22 protein-coding genes and 2 pseudogenes are annotated in these 18229 nt (G+C 58.8%); 4 read left to right on the forward strand and 20 right to left on the reverse strand.

Features of this window, described 5'->3' with window-relative positions:
• Positions 1-56: 56 nt before the first annotated feature.
• From GGD46_RS26650 to GGD46_RS26685, 9 genes and pseudogenes are all read right to left on the reverse strand, one after another.
• The gene (locus GGD46_RS26650) at positions 57-371 is read right to left on the reverse strand and encodes a thioredoxin domain-containing protein (protein WP_081598422.1); all 315 of its coding nucleotides are present in this window, start codon (positions 369-371) and stop codon (positions 57-59) included.
• A 283-nt stretch (positions 372-654) separates the two neighbouring features.
• Positions 655-1446 carry an amino acid ABC transporter ATP-binding protein gene (locus GGD46_RS26655; RefSeq protein WP_004112771.1) on the reverse strand — a complete coding sequence of 264 codons (792 nt, stop codon included), beginning with the start codon at positions 1444-1446 and terminating at the stop codon, positions 655-657.
• Positions 1447-1458: 12 nt separating this feature from the next.
• Positions 1459-1968, reverse strand: coding sequence for an amino acid ABC transporter permease (locus GGD46_RS33995; protein ID WP_240535386.1), 510 nt, complete (start codon positions 1966-1968; stop codon positions 1459-1461).
• Positions 1969-1973: 5 nt separating this feature from the next.
• Entirely contained in the window at positions 1974-2747 is a 774-nt protein-coding gene (locus GGD46_RS34000) for a hypothetical protein (RefSeq protein WP_004112775.1), read from the reverse strand.
• 1 nt (position 2748) lies between these two features.
• The gene (locus tag GGD46_RS34005) at positions 2749-3243 is read right to left on the reverse strand and encodes an ABC transporter permease subunit (RefSeq protein WP_081598423.1); all 495 of its coding nucleotides are present in this window, start codon (positions 3241-3243) and stop codon (positions 2749-2751) included.
• 379 nt (positions 3244-3622) lie between these two features.
• Positions 3623-4003 (reverse strand): annotated as a pseudogene (locus GGD46_RS34450) (amino acid ABC transporter permease); the annotation flags it as partial.
• Positions 4004-4097: 94 nt separating this feature from the next.
• Entirely contained in the window at positions 4098-5114 is a 1017-nt protein-coding gene (locus tag GGD46_RS26675) for an amino acid ABC transporter substrate-binding protein (RefSeq protein WP_004112780.1), read from the reverse strand.
• 114 nt (positions 5115-5228) lie between these two features.
• Positions 5229-5696: a RidA family protein gene (locus tag GGD46_RS26680; RefSeq protein WP_004112782.1), complete on the reverse strand. Its 468-nt coding sequence runs from the start codon at positions 5694-5696 to the stop codon at positions 5229-5231.
• Positions 5697-5705: 9 nt separating this feature from the next.
• On the reverse strand, positions 5706-6944 hold the full coding sequence (locus tag GGD46_RS26685) for a MalY/PatB family protein (RefSeq protein WP_240535387.1): 1239 nt from the start codon (positions 6942-6944) through the stop codon (positions 5706-5708).
• 119 nt (positions 6945-7063) lie between these two features.
• Between GGD46_RS26685 and GGD46_RS26690 the strand changes: the two genes are divergently transcribed.
• On the forward strand, positions 7064-7963 hold the full coding sequence (locus GGD46_RS26690) for a LysR family transcriptional regulator (protein WP_004112786.1): 900 nt from the start codon (positions 7064-7066) through the stop codon (positions 7961-7963).
• A gap of 226 nt (positions 7964-8189) precedes the next feature.
• Here the strand turns inward: GGD46_RS26690 and GGD46_RS26695 are convergent, their stop codons facing one another.
• The 6 genes from GGD46_RS26695 to gcvA form a co-directional block, all read right to left on the reverse strand.
• Complete coding sequence (locus GGD46_RS26695) at positions 8190-9422, reverse strand: MFS transporter (RefSeq protein WP_015341989.1); 1233 nt, start codon at positions 9420-9422, stop codon at positions 8190-8192.
• Positions 9338-10108, reverse strand: coding sequence for a cupin domain-containing protein (locus GGD46_RS26700; protein WP_004112789.1), 771 nt, complete (start codon positions 10106-10108; stop codon positions 9338-9340). The genes GGD46_RS26695 and GGD46_RS26700 overlap by 85 nt, the downstream gene beginning before the upstream one ends.
• Positions 10095-11126 carry an alcohol dehydrogenase gene (locus tag GGD46_RS26705; RefSeq protein WP_004112791.1) on the reverse strand — a complete coding sequence of 344 codons (1032 nt, stop codon included), beginning with the start codon at positions 11124-11126 and terminating at the stop codon, positions 10095-10097. Before GGD46_RS26705 ends, GGD46_RS26700 begins: the two co-directional genes overlap by 14 nt.
• A gap of 81 nt (positions 11127-11207) precedes the next feature.
• On the reverse strand, positions 11208-11555 hold the full coding sequence (locus GGD46_RS26710) for an FAD-dependent oxidoreductase (protein WP_081598424.1): 348 nt from the start codon (positions 11553-11555) through the stop codon (positions 11208-11210).
• Positions 11555-12052 (reverse strand): hypothetical protein, encoded by a 498-nt coding sequence (locus GGD46_RS34015; protein ID WP_240535388.1) that lies wholly within the window; start codon positions 12050-12052, stop codon positions 11555-11557. The genes GGD46_RS26710 and GGD46_RS34015 overlap by 1 nt, the downstream gene beginning before the upstream one ends.
• Positions 12024-12947, reverse strand: coding sequence for a transcriptional regulator GcvA (gene gcvA, locus GGD46_RS26720; protein ID WP_004112795.1), 924 nt, complete (start codon positions 12945-12947; stop codon positions 12024-12026). The genes GGD46_RS34015 and gcvA overlap by 29 nt, the downstream gene beginning before the upstream one ends.
• Positions 12948-13353: 406 nt before the next feature.
• Here gcvA and GGD46_RS26725 point away from each other — a divergent pair, with 406 nt between their 5' ends.
• Positions 13354-13617 (forward strand): winged helix-turn-helix transcriptional regulator, encoded by a 264-nt coding sequence (locus GGD46_RS26725; protein ID WP_004112797.1) that lies wholly within the window; start codon positions 13354-13356, stop codon positions 13615-13617.
• Between the two features lie 12 nt (positions 13618-13629).
• On the opposite strand, the gene GGD46_RS26730 is transcribed toward GGD46_RS26725, so the two are convergent.
• Complete coding sequence (locus GGD46_RS26730) at positions 13630-14370, reverse strand: AraC family transcriptional regulator (RefSeq protein WP_240535389.1); 741 nt, start codon at positions 14368-14370, stop codon at positions 13630-13632.
• A gap of 274 nt (positions 14371-14644) precedes the next feature.
• Here GGD46_RS26730 and GGD46_RS34315 point away from each other — a divergent pair, with 274 nt between their 5' ends.
• Together GGD46_RS34315 and GGD46_RS34320 are read left to right on the forward strand one after the other, a co-directional pair.
• Entirely contained in the window at positions 14645-15103 is a 459-nt protein-coding gene (locus GGD46_RS34315; protein ID WP_004112801.1) for an aldo/keto reductase, read from the forward strand.
• Between the two features lie 40 nt (positions 15104-15143).
• Positions 15144-15590 carry an aldo/keto reductase gene (locus tag GGD46_RS34320; RefSeq protein WP_276307812.1) on the forward strand — a complete coding sequence of 149 codons (447 nt, stop codon included), beginning with the start codon at positions 15144-15146 and terminating at the stop codon, positions 15588-15590.
• An 81-nt stretch (positions 15591-15671) separates the two neighbouring features.
• Here GGD46_RS34320 and GGD46_RS34020 read toward each other — a convergent pair.
• The 4 genes and pseudogenes from GGD46_RS34020 to GGD46_RS26750 all read right to left on the reverse strand — a co-directional run.
• Positions 15672-15794, reverse strand: a pseudogene (locus tag GGD46_RS34020) (ATP-dependent DNA ligase); the annotation flags it as partial.
• Between the two features lie 10 nt (positions 15795-15804).
• Positions 15805-16521, reverse strand: a complete 717-nt coding sequence (locus GGD46_RS26740) for a GntR family transcriptional regulator (protein WP_004112807.1) — start codon at positions 16519-16521, stop codon at positions 15805-15807.
• A gap of 274 nt (positions 16522-16795) precedes the next feature.
• Complete coding sequence (locus GGD46_RS26745) at positions 16796-17299, reverse strand: GNAT family N-acetyltransferase (protein WP_004112810.1); 504 nt, start codon at positions 17297-17299, stop codon at positions 16796-16798.
• Between the two features lie 201 nt (positions 17300-17500).
• A complete protein-coding gene (locus GGD46_RS26750; protein WP_004112813.1) occupies positions 17501-18169 on the reverse strand; it encodes an HAD-IA family hydrolase in 669 nt (222 codons plus the stop codon).
• Between the last annotated feature and the right edge of the window lie 60 nt (positions 18170-18229).

Genomic DNA, 18229 nt, shown 5'->3' on the forward strand with positions numbered 1-18229 from the left:
CAGTATCAAACTCAGACGAAACAAAGCAGGCAGAAACCCACAATACATGGCCGAAATCATCCGAGCATGACTGTTAACCCGGATTCAGCGCCGTGCTGTTCGATGTTGCTCGATTGCACGATCTCGTCATGCCTTGCATAATAGGCATCCAGGATTTGCTGGGACTTCGGTGCGGGCTGCCGTTCGGCAAGCATCAAGATGACCATGTCCACATTGTTGCGCACAATTAGTCGGAAGACAATCCTGACCTTACCGGTGCGGACGAATTCCTCTTCGATCTGCAGTGCGACATGCGTTCGGTATTCGACGCGATGGGGGCAGGTCGGCGACGAGTATTCGATCACGGTGACGGGTGCTGAGGCGGAGCCAATCGGCGGTCCGCACGCCCTACGGGTGCATCATGTCCCCCGCGTTAGATGCGGTTGGAAGGTTGCCAATCCAAACACTGAGAATTCCCGCGGCGAGGCGCGAGAATAGAAACTTGGCCAAGATATGAATGTCTCCGGATGATTGCCGGTAAGTTCAGGGCGTCAGTGCTTGGATTTAGACCGCCTCAAACAGATGTCCGTGCAGTCCCGAGTCGGTTCGTCACTGACACTGCTGTGTCATCAAATGCTATACGGCCAGTGCCCAAACTTCAACGGTAGCTATTGCCTAGTGACCCAAGATCTGACTGAGGAATGCGCGCGTGCGTTCCGATTGCGGCGCGCCGAAAAATGCCTTGGGTTCGTTCTGTTCTACGATTTGACCCCGATCCATGAAGATCACCCTGTTGGCCACCGCTTGGGCAAAACCCATTTCATGGGTGACGCAGAGCATGGTCATGCCTTCTTCGGCAAGCGCGATCATCGTATCGAGCACTTCCTTGATCATCTCTGGATCAAGCGCGGAGGTCGGCTCATCGAACAACATCAGCCGCGGCTTCATGCAGAGAGCTCGCGCGATCGCCACGCGCTGCTGCTGCCCGCCGGAGAGCTGACCCGGATATTTATGCGCCTGATCCGGTATTTTCACTTTCTCAAGAAAGTGCATGGCGAGTTCCCTGGCTTCCTTTTGCGGCATCTTGCGGACCCAGATCGGTGCGAGGGTGCAGTTCTGAAGGATCGTCAAATGCGGAAAGAGATTGAAATGCTGGAACACCATTCCGACTTCGCGGCGGACTTCCTCGATCTTCTTCAGGTCGTTGGTCAGTTCGATACCGTCGACGACGATCTTGCCGGCCTGATGTTCCTCAAGCCGATTGATGCAGCGGATCATGGTTGATTTTCCGGAGCCGGACGGTCCGCAAATGACGATCCGCTCGCCCCGCTGCACGGTGAGATTGATGTCGCGCAGGACGTGGAACTCGCCATACCACTTGTTCATGGCGCTAATCTCGACGGCGATATCTGCAAGACTTGGCCGGTCGTCCTGTAACGACGCCGTTTTCATCATGATGTTGGTCATTATGATATCCTCCTACCGGTGGTCGGTCTTCAGCCGACGCTCCAAATATTGCGAGTAGCGCGACATGCTGAAGCAGAAGACGAAAAACACGGCGCCGATGAAGATGAAGAGCTCCCAGTATATGCCCTGCCAGTTGGTGTTGGCACGAATGGCGGCGGCAAGGGCGATCGGGTCAAGCAATCCGATGAACATGACGAGCGTCGTGTCCTTGAACAGCCCGATGAAGGAATTGACGATGCCGGGGATTGAGATCTTGAGGGCCTGCGGCAGGATGACGAGCTGCTGGGACTTCCAGTAGTCAAGGCCGAGCGCTTCCGCCGCCTCATACTGTCCTTTCGGTAGAGCGGCCAGACCGCCACGAATGACCTCGGCCATATAGGCGCTGGCAAAGAGCGTCACCATGATCACAACGCGCAGGATGAGGTCAAAGTTCGTGCCGGGCGGCAGGAAGTAGTTGAGCAGCAGCGAAGCCGTGAAAAGGAGCGTGATCAGCGGCACGCCGCGGATGAATTCAATGAACACGACGCTCAGCATATGGATGAGGGCAGGTTGGAACGGCGGCCAAGTGCAAGCAGGATCCCGAGCGGCAGCGACATAGCTATCCCTGTTACGCCAATGATGATCGATAGCAGGAAGCCGCCGACATCGCGCGAGGCGATGCTATCGAGAGCGATTGGAGCCATGCCGTCTGCGAGGGACGAGATCGGCTGGGCCGCATAAACCCACCAGACGCTCGCGCCGATGACAGCAATGCCGACGCTCGGCCCTTTTCCGGCCCGTGCTGCCAACATGAACAGTCCAGCGCCGACAGCGAAGCCGAAATAGACCGAGATCGGAAACCAGAGGCTGCCACCCCAGATCAGGAAATAGGCTATGCCGGGGTAGACGATGCTGAACCAGAGAGCCCGTCGCGGCAAAGCGCGGAGCAGAACTGGCGCCAAAGCGGCGAAGAGCAGCGCGAATGCCAGCACCGGCCGCCAGTAGAGATGCGCAGGGTAGAAACCGAAGAGAAGCTGCGGCCAGCGGTCGCGGATCACGCCCCAACACGCGCCCGGCGCATCGCCCAGGACTTGCCGACACTCGACAAGTGAGTTGGCCCGCCAGACTGAATTGCCGAGCCATGGTGCGACGGCCACGATGAGCCATGCGACCGTAAGTACGGACCCGACTGTTAGAAGCGTGCTGAGCCAGCTGTTGAAAAGATTTTTTCTCGTCCATTCGAGCGTCCCCCCTCGCCCCGAAGGCCTTGGCGATGCGGCGACCATGTCCTGGCGCACAAAGGAGAGGTTTTGCATGTTCATCTCAACGCTCCTTCAGGCTGACGCGATTGTTGTAGATGTTCATGGCAGCCGAGATGCTGAGGCTGATCGCGACATAAGTCAGCATCAGCATCAGCATGCCTTCGAGCTCGCGCCCGGTCTGGTTGATCGTGATGCCCCCGAGCGTCGAACGGAGATCCATGTAGCCGACGGCTAGGCCCAGCGACGTATTTTTCGTGATGTTGAGATATTGCGAGATCAGCGGCGGCACGATGACCCGCAGGGCCTGCGGCAAGATTACCAGACGCATCGTGCGTCCTGAGGAGAGCCCAAGCGCATGCGCCGCTTCAGACTGGCCCTTCGAAATGGCAAGAATGCCGGAACGAACGATTTCCGCAATGAAGGCGCCGGTATAGAGGCTCAGCCCTATCCAGAGCGCGATGAAGGCATTGCGCAACTGCAGACCGCCGGTGAAGTTCAAGCCCTTCAAGGCCGGACAGTCTAAGTGGAAGCCGAGTACGTAAAGGAGGATTATCATCGGCAACGCAAAGACGCCCAGGCTCTTCCACCACGTGGCCGGGCGCTGACCGGTTTTGCCTTGGACCTGCGCGGCGTGCTTTTACCAATCCCCGATGCCCGATGAGTGAAAGCGCCACAATAGTCAGAATCGCTACGTAATTGAGATCAAATGCTCCAAGCACATCAGGAGCCGGCCCCAGGCTTTGCGAGAAGGCGGGCGTGGGTAGGTAGATGCCGCGGTTCGTAACCGCGATGCTGTCCCAGAGCATTATCGCTGCTGTGGGATGCTCGCCGCGAAATGCGTTCGGTGTCGGCATCGCCTGCGACATCACCGCAGCTACGACGATGATCCAGAGCAGAGCCGGAATGTTGCGGAAGCTCTCGACATAAACCGTCATCAAGCGGGCGACGATCCAGTTGTCTGAAAGCCTCAGCACCCCTGCCAAAACGCCAAGAATTGATGCGGTCAAGCACGCCATTGCGGCGACAATCAGCGTGTTGAGCAGGCCGACGACGGCGGCACGGGCGTGTGTGCTTGTGCTGGAGTAGTCGATGGCATGCGGAGAAATGTCGTAACCGGCCGTGCTCCATAGAAAACCGAAGGAGAAGTCTTTTCCAAGTGCGGCGAGATTGCGAATCGTGTTGTCGACCAGCCACGCTGCCGCAAGCAGGAGCAGGATGAACGCCAGGATCTGGATCGTCCGTGCTCGATAACGGGTGTCGTTAAACAGCATGCCCAGGTGAAACGGCTGGCGCGGAGCACCGGTTTTCATTGTCATGCGAGATATCTCCCTGAAGGTCTGCGCGGCCTTCGGTGCGGGCAGACGAGGCGAAAGCGAAAGGCGCGGGGGCAAGCCCGCACCTTGAAGGCTCTCAGCGGAACGGCAGCGGGTACATAAGACCGCCCTGGTTCCACAAGGCGTTTTGTCCGCGGGCCAATCCGATCGGCGTTTTCTCGCCGATGTTCTTGGCGAAGATTTCCCCGTAATTGCCCTCGGCGGCAATCACACGTTTGGCCCAGGCGGCATCGAGGCCGAGCTGTTCGCCGAGATTGCCTTCCTTGCCCAACAGGCGGTTTATTTCGGGGTTGTCGGTGCCGGCGGAAAGCTTCTCGACATTCTCTGCGGTGACGTCGAGCTCTTCGGCAGCAATCAGCGCCTGCAACGTCCATCGCGCCACATCAGCCCATTGGTCGTCGCCCTGACGCACAAGCGGACCCAATGGCTCTTTCGAGATGACATCCGGAAGAATGACGTGGTCCTGCGGAGTCTTGAAGCTGGAGCGCGTAGAGGCGAGGTCCGATCCGTCGCTGGTATAAACGTCGCAGGCGCCAGCCAAGTACTTCTGGGCGATGTCGGCATTGTTCTCGACCGGTACCGGCTCGTAGGTCATGCTGTTCTTGCGAAAATATTCCGCAAGGTTCAGCTCGGTGGTGGTGCCTGTCTGGATGCAGATCGTCGCGCCGTTCAGGTCCTTGGCGCTCTTTGCGCCGAGCGCCTTTGGCACCATGAAGGCTTGCCCGTCATAGAAATTCACGCCGGCAAAGGTGAACTTGAGGTCGACGTCGCGCGAAAACGTCCAGGTCGTAGTGCGCGACAGGATGTCGATTTCGCCCGATGCGAGCGCCGTAAAGCGCGTCTGGCCGGTCGTCGGCACGAAGTTCACCGCATTGGGGTCCTTCAGGACCGCGGCGGCGATCGCCCGACAATAGGCGACGTCCATGCCTTGCCAAACGCCGGACGCATCCGGCGCGGAGAAACCAGCCTGACCACCGGTCACGCCGCAGTTGAGCTTGCCACGCGCCTGGACGTCGGCCATCGTGCCGGCCGACGCTATGCCCGCCGTCAGCGTCGCCGCGGCCACTGTGGCCAACAACAAAGTCTTCTTCATTGACATTCTCCCGGTTTGTGATCCGAAAGCAGCGGCTTCCTGCCGGTTCTCCGCTTTGGGATCGGTTGAGTTCCCGATTGTTCGTCGTTCCGCAGAGCCTGGTGACACGTATTGTTATTGGTCGATTTCGAGCATCGCCTCTATCTCGACGGGTGCATTCATCGGCAAAGCGGCGACGCCGACGGCGGAGCGCGCGTGCTTGCCTTTGTCGCCGCAGACAGCGAGGAGGACATCAGACGCCCCGTTTGCAACGAGATGTTGCTCGGTGAAGTCCTCAGCCGAAGCCACGAAGACCGTGATCTTGATGATCCGTGCAATCCGATCGAGGCTGCCGAGATGTGCCTGCGCCTGGGCGAGGATGTTCAAGGCGCATTGTCTGGCAGCCAGCGCTGCGGCCGTGACGTCAAGCTCGCGGCCGACGAGACCTGTGGCAATCAACTTGCCGTTCGACAGTGGCAGCTGACCCGACGTGAGAATGAGATTGCCGCTTGCGACGATGGGGAGATAGTTCGCTACCGACTTCGCCGCTTCAGGCAGTTCTAGCCCGAGTTCGGCCATGCGTTTTTCAATCGTTTGAGACATCGGCGCGCCTCACAGTTTAGAGATGGCGGCGTTGATGCGGGTGATCGCATCATCGACAGTCGAGCGAGGACAGCCGAGATTGACGCGCATATAGCCGCGGCCCTCAATCCCAAACTTCTGGCCCTTGTCGAGCCAGACGCGCGCCTTGGTCAGCATGAATTTTTCGAGTGTTGCGGCATCCATGCCGAGCCCACGGCAATCCATCCAGGCGAGATAGAGCGAGTCTGCCGGAAGCACGCGGACCTTGTCGGTCGCATTATTGATCCGATCCGCGAAATAGAGGTGATTGCCGCGCACATAGGCGAGCATCTCCTCCAGCCAGGGTTCGCCATGGGCATAGGCCGCTTCGCAAGCGACCATGCCCAGTACGTTGACCAGCGGGAACATGTTGCGGTCGTATTGGCGCAGCAGTTCACCACGCAGCCGCGGATTCGGCACGAAGATATTTGCGCATTGCAGACCCGGCAGATTGAAGGTCTTGCTCGGCGCGGTGCACGTGATGCTCATTTGCGCGAATTTTTCGCCCAGCGATGCGAAGGCGATGTGTTTCTTCGCCGGGTTGAGGATCAGGTCCTGGTGAATTTCGTCGGAAATCACCAGAATGTCGTGCCGGGCGCAGATCTCTCCCATGGTCCGCAGTTCTTCTTCCGACCAGACATTTCCGGTCGGATTGTGCGGATTGCTGAGGATGAAGATCTTCGTGTTGGGCCGTATGGCCGCCTCGAAAATGGCGGCATCGAACCGGTAGCCGTCCTCGGTGCGAACGAGCGGGGCGAAGGCCAGATGACGGCCATTCATCAGCATGTCGTTGTGGAAATGGGCATAGACGGGCGGCTGGATGAGAATGGAGTCGCCAGGCGCGGAAAACGCCTGTGCGGCGACCTTCAGGATGGTAATGATGCCGGCCGAGGCAACAACCCATTCCGGCGCCACGTCAAAACCGAAGCGCTTTGCCTGCCATCCGGTCACGGCCTCAAGGTAATTTTTGGTCATGCCGCCGGGATAGCCGAAGACGCCGTGCTGGACAGCCTCGGCAAGCGCATCGATGACCGGTCGCGGGGCTTTGAAATCGGTATCGGCAACCCACATGGGAAGAGGATCGGCGGCCGCTTCGTCTGCGGACAGCAGGCGCTCGGCGAAAGCCCATTTCATCGAGTTGCTGTTCTTGCGATCGATGACCTCGTCAAAAATAGATGACGGCATGGCGTGATCCCCACGCGGATGCGGCGCAGTTGCAAGCTTCGTCAATACATTTCCTTTCGTCCGTCGCGGCTGCCTCGGCAGGATCATGGTTGACGAAAAGGTTAATCGCAGTTCATTATGAATGGAAATGGTATGAATTCATGTGGTGATGAGCGGAGGTCATAATGATAGATCGGCAGCATCTTGCGATCCTGAGGGAAGTCAACCGTCACGGCAGCGTCACCGCGGCGGCCGAGAAGATGAACGTCACACAGTCGGCGCTCAGCCACACGATCGCGAAGTTCGAGGATCGGCATGGCATCAAGATCTGGATGAAAACCGGTCGGGGTTTGCGCCTAACGCAAACGGGCGAATACCTGCTCACCGTGGCCGAGCGGGTTCTGCCGCAACTGGAGCACGCGGAACGGGTCCTCATAGACTTCTCATTGGGGCGAAGAGGAATGCTCCGAGTTGGCATGGAATGCCATCCCTGCCAGCGCTGGCTCTCGAGAATGGCGACACCCTATCTGGCTCAGTGGCTCGACGTGGATTTCGACGTGCGCACCGCCTTTCGCTTCGACGGGGTCGAGGCGCTGCTCGGTTATGAAATCGACCTCTTGATAACGCCGGACCCGGTAGAGGCGCCGGAGCTGCTGTTCACGCCCGTGTTCGATTACGAGCTGGTCCTTATGGTGCACGAGTCCCATCCTCTTGCCGGCAGGACATGCGTGCAACCGCACGATCTGATGGACGAAGAGCTAATCACTGTTCCCGTCACCCTAGAGCGATTGGACATTTACACCAAGTTTCTCGTTCCCGCCCATTATCGGCCCCGTCAGCACCGCACGGCCGAAACCGTAGACCTGATGTTGCAACTCGTCTGCGCGGGCAGGGGGGTCACCGTCCTTCCGGACTGGTTGCTGCACGAGGATGGGGCAGGAATGCCGATACGGGCGCTCAGCCTCGGAGAAGCCGGCATCCGGAAGAGCATCAATCTGGGCGTCAGGCGCGGCGAGGAGACCATCTCCTATATCGATGGCTTCCTGACGCTTGCCCGAGAGATGGGCCGCACACCCCTCGCGTGATTGCGGGATGCGTGGTGAGGCAGTTTCGTTCGCCGCGCAAGTTGCGTGTCCTGCCGCATTAGCCGTCCGAGACAAAACCGATTGCCATGCCAAGGCGTCCTGGGTGACGGTTGCGCGCGCCACGCCGGAAGCCAAGCGCTCGTAGAAACGCGCTGCGGCCTCAAGACATGAAGCGCGAGTACAATCTGATCGAGCGACGCGCGGAAACCGACACTAGAGTCCTTCCTCATCTGTTGCGGGGTAAGCTGGCGGCGCGCGATACCAACGGAACGAGCATAAAAGCTACGGCCGGCAGCACAAGCCAGTTGACCGTGCTCCAGCCTGAGCTGTGCAGCAGCGAACCGGCGAAAAAGGAGGCGCAGGCAACTGTCCCGAACACCATAAATGCATTAGCGCCCTGCGCCTTGCCGCGTTCGGATGGCGAATGACACTCGGCAACCATCGCCGTGGCGCCAATGAAGCCGCAATTCCAGCCCAGCCCCAAGAGGATAAGCGATCCCCAGAAGTGCGCGATATCGACACCGCTGAGCGCAATAAGCGCCGACCCGCCGATCAGGAGAAGTCCCACCGCCGCCACGCGCTCCTTGCCGAAGCGTGCCATGAGGCGGCCGGTAATGAAGCTTGGCCCGAACATGGCGAGAACGTGCCACTGAATACCAAGCGCTGCGGAATCGACGGAATGGCCGTGTCCGACCATGGCCATAGGTGCCGCCGTCATGACGAAGGTCATCAGGCCGTAGGAGACGACGCCGGTCGCAACGGCCAGCAGATAGCCTGGCGAGGTCAGTATCTGTGCAAGCGGGCGGGCGCTGATGGCGGTGGCATGCACGGCGGCGGAACCCGCCGGGCGGCGCAGTGGCAAAAGGATCGGCACCGCGAGCAGGGCGAGCATCGCCTGGCTGAGGAAACTGCCGGCAAAGGCATGTCCCGGCAGAGCGTTACGCGTCCATATGACGAGTTGCGGCCCGATGATGGCAGCAATCAGCCCGCCGACCATCACGCGCGATATTGCGCGGTCACGCCCGGCGCCAGTCAGGCCGTCGGTCGCCGCAAAGCGGTAGCTCTGGACATAGGCCGAGTAAAAACCGGCGATCAGCGTGCCCATGCAGAAGACAATGAAGCTTGATTGGACGATGCCCATCGTGGCAACGATCCCCGCGATCGTACCGAGCGCTGCACCTATTATATATCCGGCGCGCCGTCCGAACCGGCGCATAACGGCCGCAGCCGGCAGCGTTCCCAGAGCAAGCCCCAGGTTGAGCATGCTGACCGGCAAAGTTGCTGCGGCCGGATCAGATGCCAGATGCTGGCCGACGAGCCCGCCGAGCGAAATGACGATGGGAGAATTGGCGCCCCCGAGCGACTGTGCCGCCGTCAGAACCCAGACGTTTCTTGACGCAATTTTTTCCTGTTTCGCGACATCGTCCTTGTCGCGGAACGTCGCCTCGGCGATCCCCATTTGGCCGAGGAGGGCATCGGCAGCACATCGGCGTGCTGAAGAGGGGCGTCCTTGATCCAGATTTCGGCGCCCTCTGGGCCTGTCGCCACCTCAAATGATCTGCCTGCCGGCAACCGTCCCCAGCATTGCGGCTCCAGCGTCTCGCCCTGCAATATCAGGCTGCCGGACAGCACCAGAAATTCGAGGCCACGGCGATTTTCGATGGCAATGGCTGAGCCGGACTGCCAGGTCTCGATCGAAACGCGTTCCGCGATATCCTCGAAGAGAACACGCGCCGCACGGGCGCCGGCGCGCAATGGGGCCGCTTGGCCTTCGCCTGGCTGCCGGACAATCTGCATGCTGTCGCCCTGACGAAACTGCCAAAGGCGCACGAAAATCATGCAGCCCTCCTCCGGCGCCGGTACGTGCGAGGTGCCGGGCGGGTTGCGGAAATAGCTTCCGGCCGGATAGTCGCCATGCTCATCTTGGAACGTCCCCTGAAGCACAAGAATTTCTTCGCCGCCGCTATGGACATGGCGGGGAAAGGCGCTTGCCGGCGCGTAGCGCACGATCGAGGTCGCACGCGCGACTTCACCGCCGACGCGGTAGAGCATCCGTCGGTCGACGCCGGCGGCGGGGCTCGGCACCCAGTCGAGCTTGGCCGCATGGGCGATGACCGGCTTTGTCAGGTCTTCATTGATCCGCATTGGTCTGGTCTCCCATCGTCAGAACGATCCGGAATTTCGCCTCACCGGAACGCATTCTTCGGACCGCTTCGGCGGCCTGCTCCAGCGGCATGGTTTCGATCATCGGCCGCACGCCGGCCAGGACGCTGAAGTCCAATGTCTTCTCGTTCTCGAACGGCGACCCCGTAATTGAGCCGATCACGCCTCGCTCAGCGCCCACCAGATATCCAGTCGATACCGGCAGGGGATCCTTGCCGACGCCGAGCACGACCAGGCGGCCTTCCGGTGTAAGTGCAGGCATCAAAACCAAGACGGCGTCCGGATTGCCGATCGTGGTCAGGATCGCTTTGGCGCCGCCCATCTTATTCAAAGCCTCGGCGGCATTTTCCTTGTTCGTGTCAATGTAACGATGGGCGCCGAGCTTCACAGCATCTTCGGCAATATTGTCGCCCCGACCCACCGCGACCACGCGGAAGCCCATCTTGCGGGCATATTGCAGCGCCATGTGCCCGAGCCCGCCTATTCCGAGAATAGCAACCGTATCGCCTGCCTCAGCGCCCGATTTCTTCAAGGCATTGAATGTGGCGATGCCGGCGCAAAGGATCGGTGCTGCCTCTTCCGATGAAAGCTTGTCCGGAATGGAAACGAGTCCGGTCGCGCGCGCAATCATCATTTCCGCGTAACCGCCATCGCAGGAAGAACCGAGAACGGGCTGGTTGCGGCATAGATTGAAACGGCCACGGCATTCATTGCATTCGTTGCAATGCCCGCCGAGCCGGCCAACGCCGACGCGCTGGCCGAGCTTCCAAGCCGAGGGCGTGTTTGATCCAAGCGCGATGATCCGGCCGACCACTTCGTGGCCGGGAACGCGCGGCGGCTGTAGTCTCCGGTCCGCCTTGTCGATGTCGCTTAAATCCGCGCCGCAGATGCCGCAGGCTTCAACCGCAATCAGCACTTCTTCGTCGCCCGGCGTCGGTCGGTCCACAAGCTCAAGGCCGCCGGACGTGGATATCTGCATCGCCCGATAGGTTGTTTTCATGACCTGCTCCTTTCCTCGCATTTCAAGATAGGGGATGAACGATCTCCGTCTCGCCTGGTGATCAGGGGCGTGGCCACACGCTCACCGGCTTCGATGGCCCCAGCCAGATAACCGGGATCGTTGAGTGCTGTTCGCTGCCTGCCAAACTGATCCAGCTCTGCCAGGTCTGATCGACCCCCCAACTCGCGTGCAAATTCCTGAACCGACGGATGCATGTCGGGCCAGCCAGGAAGGGCGGAGATCGAAACCGTCGTGCGAGACATCGGTTTGCGGGTCAGCCGTGAGAATGCGGCCGCCCAGCCGTTCCCGTGCCTCGACCAGGGTAAAGTCGAGCCCGTTGCGATGAAGGTGATAGGCTGCCGTAAGTCCGGCAAGGCCGCCGCCGACGATGACAATGGCCTTAGTCGATATTGTTGTCGTTGAAGCCATTAGCGGGTTATCTGGATGTTATGCTCGCTGCAGTTCAGGCGATGGCGTAAATCCGAATGTCCGGCGCTGCCGCCAGCAGCGGCTTCAATCGGTGACGTCGTCGTCGTTGAAGAGTTCGCTTTCGAGATAGGCCCTGCGTCCTCAACGCTGTTGAACCCATGGAGAACCTGCACGTCATCGTCGCGGATCAGAAGCTCCTTGGAGGTCGCTCCGATGTCTGTGAGGAACGTTTCCTTGTATTTCTGATAGATGCCGATGGCAGCGCGACGGTTCGCGGCGGCGATCTGAAGGGTGATTTGGAGATAAGCCACGGTCATACTTTCGGGTTTCGCTTGGCCGCACGCGGCGAGGGATGTTCCTCGCCAAAAATGCATATGCGCCGTTTGATGCGCCCGCATGGCCGGCTTGACAAATGAGAGTTTCTTGGGCGCGGCAAAGAAAATCTTGGCGCGCTGCGCTGCGGCCGAGTTAGGGCCGTGCCGTGCCGGCTTCTTCAAGCAGCCAGTTGCGAAAGGCCTGCAGTTTCGGCAGCGACGCATACTGCGACCGGTAGACGATGTAGTAGGCAAGCGTCGATGGCACGGTCACATCGGGGAAGAGCCGCTTGAGCCTTCCCGCAGTCAGATCGTCATGGGCGAGGATGCTGCGGGCCAGCGCTACGCCCCGACCCTCGATCGCAGCCTGCAGGACGGCAGCGGAATTATTGATACTCATGCCCCTTTGCGGCTGGGAATCTGATACGCCGCCGGCGCGCAGCCAGCGGTCCCAGGTGACAAAACCGAGTGCCGGGTCCACGGAGAGATCGTGTATGAGCGTCTGGCGCGTCAGATCGGCTGGGACGTTTAGACTTCCAATTTCTGAAAACCTGGGCGAACAGACAGGAAAGACTTCCTCGTCCATCAGCTTTTCGGCGATCAGGTCCGGCCAGCTTCCATCTCCGTAGCGCACGCCAATGTCTATTCCATGTGCCTTGTAATCGACCAGCTTCAGGCTCGTCTCGAGCCGAATGTCGGTCTCCGGACATCTGGCCTGGAAGCGGTCGATGCGGGGCAATAGCCATTTGGCGGCGAAAGCAGGACTGACGGTTACGTTGAGGATTCCGCTCGTTGCGGACGCGCGAAGACGCTCCAGCCCAATGACTAGCTGATCGAGCCCTGCCCTGATATCGGGAAGGGCATGTTCGGCCCGTTCGGTCGGGGTAAGCCTCGCCTTTCCGGTGGTGGTACGATGAAAGAGCGGCATTCCCAGCCAATCCTCCAACCCCCGCACCATCTGTCCTACCGCAGCTGAGGTGACTTTGAGTTCCTCGGCAGCCCCGGAGAAGCTGCCGTGACGTGCACTGGCTTCAAAGGCACGCAGCGCGTTCAGATAGACCGGTGACTTTCTGTTCAAAGTGACTTTCTCCTACGCGAAGAAGGGAGAATTGAGCGGCAAAGCCACGAAGCGACATCTCCATTATGGGCCACACCCCGTCAAGTCCTGTGAGGCAAAGAACGACGTTGTTTGAGTTCCGACGCGCCGCCGATCACGACTCATCGCCGGAACCAGCTTAGGGTTTGCGCGAGACCCAATCAGACTGTCGTGTGCTCTCTCGTTCCACCACTTCAAATCCCACGTCGATGATCTGGCAGGAACGGTCGTTACTGACTGCCGATGCCGCAACAACGCATATTTTCGAGGCGTAGTCACATGCATATGCCTGTCCCGCCAAATCAGCCTTATACCAAACCCCAACTGTCGCAGGGTCAACGCGATTCTCGGCCGCATCCGCGACAAATGGACCATCCTGAAGATCACGATGCTTGCCGACCGGCCGCGGCGCTTCAATGAGTTGAAACGCGTGATAGGCGAGATTTCCCAACAAATGCTCACCCGCAACCTGAAGTCTCTGGAAGCGGACGGGATGGTGACCCGCAAGGTCTATGCGACCGTGCCGCCTCAGGTCGAGTATGGCGTGACAGATCTCGGCAGGTCTCTTGCCGCACCGATCATGCAACTGGCGACCTGGGTGCTGGATCATCTGGGCGAAATTGAAGCCTGTCGCGCGCTGGTTCGTGCATGAGCTCTAAGAAGACTAGGCTACCGATTCAACGATGTTCTGCAGTTTTCCGGCGTCCTGCCGGGGTGGTGCGCCGAACAGCCGTTTGTATTCGCGACTGAACTGCGAAACGCTCTCGTAGCCGACAGCGTAGGCGACGCTTGCTGCTTCTGAGCGCTCCGCGATCAGGCGCCGACGCGCCTCGTGCAGGCGGATTTGCTTCTGGTACTGGAGCGGGCTCAAGCCGCTAATCGCCTTGAAGCGGCGATGGAACACCGACACGCTCATGCCGGCCACAGTGGCCATGGCTGCGATGCTGAGATGCTCCGTGTAATGCTCGCGAATCCATGCCATTGCCCGCCGGACATGGGACAGGCGGCTACCGTTGCCGGCAATCTGCCGGAGCAACGCCCCTTGAGGTCCCATGAGCAAGCGAAACATGAGTTCGTGCTCCCTGTGACGCGCCATGATCGGGATTTCATCCTGGCGGTCGAGAAGTTCAACGAGGCGCCGCCAGGCGTCGATCAATGCCGGCCCTGCGGGGCTGAAGCCGAATCCTTTATTCATTGGGGGTTCCGGCATGCTGCCCATCTCCAGGAGCAGTGCGGATATTACCTCCGGATCGATGTAGAGGTTGAGAGCGACATAGGGCTCCTCGGGTGACGCTTCGCTGATCTGTCCCATGGCGGCGAGTTCGGCCGCCACGACCATGCAGTGGCCGGCGCCATACTCAAGCACCTGGTCGCCGATGAAGACCTGCTTGGATCCTTGCAGCACGAAGCAGACAACCGGGTTGTAGACCGCCAGCCCGGCTCCGACGGTCGATCGAAGGTGCTGACGCTGACCCGCGGCATCTTCGGTTGGGGCTTGCCTGCATGGCGCAAGACAATGGCTTTGAGCTGGGCAAGATCGGTCATGGGGCCCTCTGCCCTCGTTAGCCTGCAAACGTCAAGCGATCAGCAGGATCAGGCAATGAAACGGTAGGATCGGACATCGTCAATCGAAGTGTCAAACTCAAAATGGGCGCATCGGATAAGAAAGGACATTCACGATGCAGCAACGCAAGCTTGGCCGACACGGCCTTACGGTCGGCGCCATTGGTTACGGTGCCACGGGCACCGCCATCGGTTACGGCCCCAGCGACGATCAGGAATCGATCACGGCCATCCGCCGCGCCCATGAGCTCGGCGTCACCCACTTCGACACCGCACGCATGTACGGCTGGGGTGAAGGTGAGAAGCTGCTCGGCATTGCGCTGCGGCCAATTCGTGATCAGGTGACGATCGCAACGAAATTCGGCTTGACGGAAAGCTACTCCCCTGACTCCCGGCCGGAGACCATCCGTGACGTTGTGGACTCCAGACTCAAGAATCTGAACATCGACACCATCGATCTGCTTTACCAGCACATTCCCGACCCCAACGTCCCGATCGAAGACGTGGTCGGCGTGATGCAGGAGTTTGTCCACGCGGGTAAGGTGAAATGCCTCGGTCCTCTCCAACTCGGATGAGGACACCATCCGTCGCGCCAGTGCCGTTGCCCCTATCTCGATTCAGCAATACCAGTATTCCATCCTCGCCAGGGACGTGGAGCCGCTGCTGCCGGTCCTTGAAGAATTAGGCATCGGACTGGTTGCCTATTCCCCGTTGGCGCGTGGTTTCCTGACTGGCCACGTAGCATCTCGCGATCAATACGCCGCCGACGATTTCCGGCAGAACCTCGGGTGGTGGGCGCCGGCGAATTTCGCCAAGAACGTCGAGATTGCAAAAGAGCTCACCTCGCTCGCCGCGGCGAAAGGCGTCAGCCTCTCCCAGCTTGCGTTGGCTTGGCTGCTCACGCGAAAGGACTACATCGTGCCGATCCCAGGTGCTCGCAATCAGCAACGTGTGTCGGAGAACATTTCCGCCGCGGAACTGGTACTGACGGACGCGGACCTCAAGCGTATCGACGAGATCGCTCCAAATGGGGGCATCGGCGGACGAATTTGGGGTGAGTAATGTCAGCAGGTGATTTGCTCGGCCCGCCGCGCGCGATCGTCCAGGTTCGATAGGGCGCTCCTCGAAAGGGTCGAGCGCCCTCGCAGGCCGCTCGGCGATGTCGAAGACAGCGGCATTATCCTGGTTTTCGCGCAAACCCTTGTAGGAGGCATGACGAAGGTTGCCGTCATGTGTCCAGCCGCGGAGCTCGATTTCGGCAATCACAACTGCATATTTACAAACTTCTCACCAGCCGAGGAAAACTTGTCGACCGCCGCCTGTTTACCTCTTGTACGACGCGTGGGAGCGCGTTCTGTTCGAGATCAAGGTGACTCATCAATGCTGATTCCACCGCGCCCGTTGCCTTGCTCAATAACCGCATCGCGTCGATCAGCCTTGCAAGGCTTTGTTCGTAGGAAGGGCCAAGCTCCGAGATAATTATTTCCATCCGGACGGGATGTGAGCAAAAACAGAATTTGTCGACAATTCGGCAGATTTCGCAGTTTGCCGACAGCTGGGCAATTTGGGCAAAGACGGCTTCGGCATGTATCGCGAGCTGGTCGCGGGGCGGGTTGTCACGCTCGCCGTCAGTATCCGGCACATGCGGCCGCATACGCCAGAGCGCGTAGGTGAGGGTTTGACGTGCGATACCATACAAGTCCAACAATGCTCCCTCCACGAGCGGCCTGGTGAAATAGCCTTTCTGAGGGATCGAAACGATCTTGCCCTCTGCGGCAAGTCGGATGAGTGCTTCGCGTATCGGTGTCCGCCCAAGGTCCAGTTCGCAGGCAAGCTCCTGATCACTAAGATGTTGCACCGGCACGCGAGCATAGCGGTAAAGCAATTGAAGTACCGCATTATAGGCCGCGTCAGCCTTTGCGGGGACCTGTTCACCAGCGGAAGTTGGAACGGCTATTCCGCGACATTGGAGAGCATTCTCGCAAAGCCACATTTTTCAGTTTCCTCTGTCGATGCAATTGAAGACCGCGTGACGCCGGGAAATTCAAACGCCACAACGCTTTGGGCTGCTTAAGGATTCGTGGGGACGTGATTTTTGAAGTCCACTATAGATGACAGTCTGGCTGAGGTCACGCCTTCCATGATCTGATGGTCCGAAACACGATTCATGGCAGTCTACGATATGTTCACACGGTCAGATCAGTTGGAGTCCCGGAGGAGGTTTGAGTACACGCAGACCAACACAGGCGCCCCTTGGCCCGTCTGACCTAGGCCGTACTTGCGACCAGCAACATCTTTGTCATTAAAGTCGCATCACCATAAGGTGTCTGTACGTGGTCCATTTCCGACCAGCCATTCTTTGTATAGAGGAGCTTTGCGCTCTCCGTGGTAAGATAAAGCCTTTCGTAGCCGAGGCGCAAAGCTTCGTGTTCCAGCCTCTTAACCAGCAATGAAGCTGTACCCTTATTGCGATGAAATGGATGGACGTACAGCGACTTTAGCCAGGGCGAAAGATCAGGCCTTCCTTTAAAATCACAATTGGAAAGGCTGATCATCCCTGTGGGTCTGCTGTCTTCGCTAGCAACCAAAGTTAGCGGCATAGAACTTCTTGAGGAGGCTTGGAACTCACGCTGTGTCTGCTCGAATGAGCCATTGGCCTGACAACCCCATTGCCCAAAGGACCAGCTTGCACAAACCGGAACCAGATCGCGACAATTCTCCAGATACTCAATCACTATTGGAGCTTGAATGTGTATTTGCTTTTCAGCCATCGTCTCTTCCTATTTGCCGAGTGTCGGGTTGCTTTAGATTGAAGCTCTTCCTAAAGAGCATTGCAGCGGGATAATCTGACGCTGATCAGTAGCCGCGGACAAAAGGGGTCCTCACCTGGGTAACCCTCCAACGCAAACGCATTTGCGCGTTTGGTTCGCTCGCTACGGCTCCAGCCTGCCTGGCACACCATCGCCCAACCATCAACTTGATAGAATTTCTGGCAAAGCCGCCATCTGGCTGAATGTTCTCATGGCGCCGGCTTCCAGCAATTTTTCAGCATGTCCAAGAGGACAATGAGAACCACCGACGAAACCAATTACCCGCATTTTAGCCGCCACAGCCGCCTGGACCCCGGCAACGCTATCTTCGATGACCAAGCAATTATCCGCCGACGTGTTCATTCTCTCAGACGCAAATAGAAAAAGATCCGGGGCGGGCTTGCCACGTGAGACTTGGGAAGCACTGAATACATTCGGCGAAAAATAATCGTAGAGGTCTGTTAGCTTGAGCGCGAAATGCAGTTCCTTCAGATTGCTGCTCGATGCCACGCAACGCGCCACATCAATGGCATCCAGAACTTCGTTGACGCCTGAGATGGCTTTGAGATCGCTGGCATACCGTCTACCAATTTCTGCCATAGCATATTCATGATGCCCCGCCGGCAAGCGCAAGCCAGACTCAGCTTCGATGGTTGAATAGGTTTGCCGATCAGTCATGCCTGTGAAGCGACGATTGTAAGTCTCCGCAGCTATATTATATCCGTGCGCTGCCAACACTTCGATATGAACCGCTGTCGCAATGATTTCGCTGTCGATTAGGACTCCATCACAATCGAAAATCAGAAGTTTTGGCGTTTTGTACGAGGTCATGGGATCACTCCGTTGTCGCTGGAAAACGGCGTTGCAAGAGAGCAAGCGCGAAGGTGACTT

Origin of the sequence: Martinezella lusitana, from assembly GCF_014207095.1 — a bacterium.
Lineage (GTDB): Bacteria > Pseudomonadota > Alphaproteobacteria > Rhizobiales > Rhizobiaceae > Rhizobium > Rhizobium lusitanum_B.

What these genes read in the sequence shown, in the direction of transcription:
- GGD46_RS26705 (WP_004112791.1), bottom strand. Translation starts at nt 11,126, where the DNA reads ATGAAAACAACCTATCGGGCGATGCAGATATCCACGTCCGGCGGCCTT.
- GGD46_RS26690 (WP_004112786.1), top strand. Translation starts at nt 7,064, where the DNA reads ATGATAGATCGGCAGCATCTTGCGATCCTGAGGGAAGTCAACCGTCAC.
- GGD46_RS26750 (WP_004112813.1), bottom strand. Translation starts at nt 18,169, where the DNA reads ATGACCTCGTACAAAACGCCAAAACTTCTGATTTTCGATTGTGATGGA.
- GGD46_RS26725 (WP_004112797.1), top strand. Translation starts at nt 13,354, where the DNA reads ATGCTTGCCGACCGGCCGCGGCGCTTCAATGAGTTGAAACGCGTGATA.
- GGD46_RS26740 (WP_004112807.1), bottom strand. Translation starts at nt 16,521, where the DNA reads ATGTGGCTTTGCGAGAATGCTCTCCAATGTCGCGGAATAGCCGTTCCA.
- GGD46_RS26710 (WP_081598424.1), bottom strand. Translation starts at nt 11,555, where the DNA reads ATGGCTTCAACGACAACAATATCGACTAAGGCCATTGTCATCGTCGGC.
- GGD46_RS26655 (WP_004112771.1), bottom strand. Translation starts at nt 1,446, where the DNA reads ATGACCAACATCATGATGAAAACGGCGTCGTTACAGGACGACCGGCCA.
- GGD46_RS34315 (WP_004112801.1), top strand. Translation starts at nt 14,645, where the DNA reads ATGCAGCAACGCAAGCTTGGCCGACACGGCCTTACGGTCGGCGCCATT.
- GGD46_RS34000 (WP_004112775.1), bottom strand. Translation starts at nt 2,747, where the DNA reads ATGAACATGCAAAACCTCTCCTTTGTGCGCCAGGACATGGTCGCCGCA.
- GGD46_RS26700 (WP_004112789.1), bottom strand. Translation starts at nt 10,108, where the DNA reads ATGCGGATCAATGAAGACCTGACAAAGCCGGTCATCGCCCATGCGGCC.
- GGD46_RS26680 (WP_004112782.1), bottom strand. Translation starts at nt 5,696, where the DNA reads ATGTCTCAAACGATTGAAAAACGCATGGCCGAACTCGGGCTAGAACTG.
- GGD46_RS26675 (WP_004112780.1), bottom strand. Translation starts at nt 5,114, where the DNA reads ATGAAGAAGACTTTGTTGTTGGCCACAGTGGCCGCGGCGACGCTGACG.
- GGD46_RS34005 (WP_081598423.1), bottom strand. Translation starts at nt 3,243, where the DNA reads ATGATAATCCTCCTTTACGTACTCGGCTTCCACTTAGACTGTCCGGCC.
- GGD46_RS26745 (WP_004112810.1), bottom strand. Translation starts at nt 17,299, where the DNA reads ATGGCTGAAAAGCAAATACACATTCAAGCTCCAATAGTGATTGAGTAT.
- GGD46_RS26695 (WP_015341989.1), bottom strand. Translation starts at nt 9,422, where the DNA reads ATGGGGATCGCCGAGGCGACGTTCCGCGACAAGGACGATGTCGCGAAA.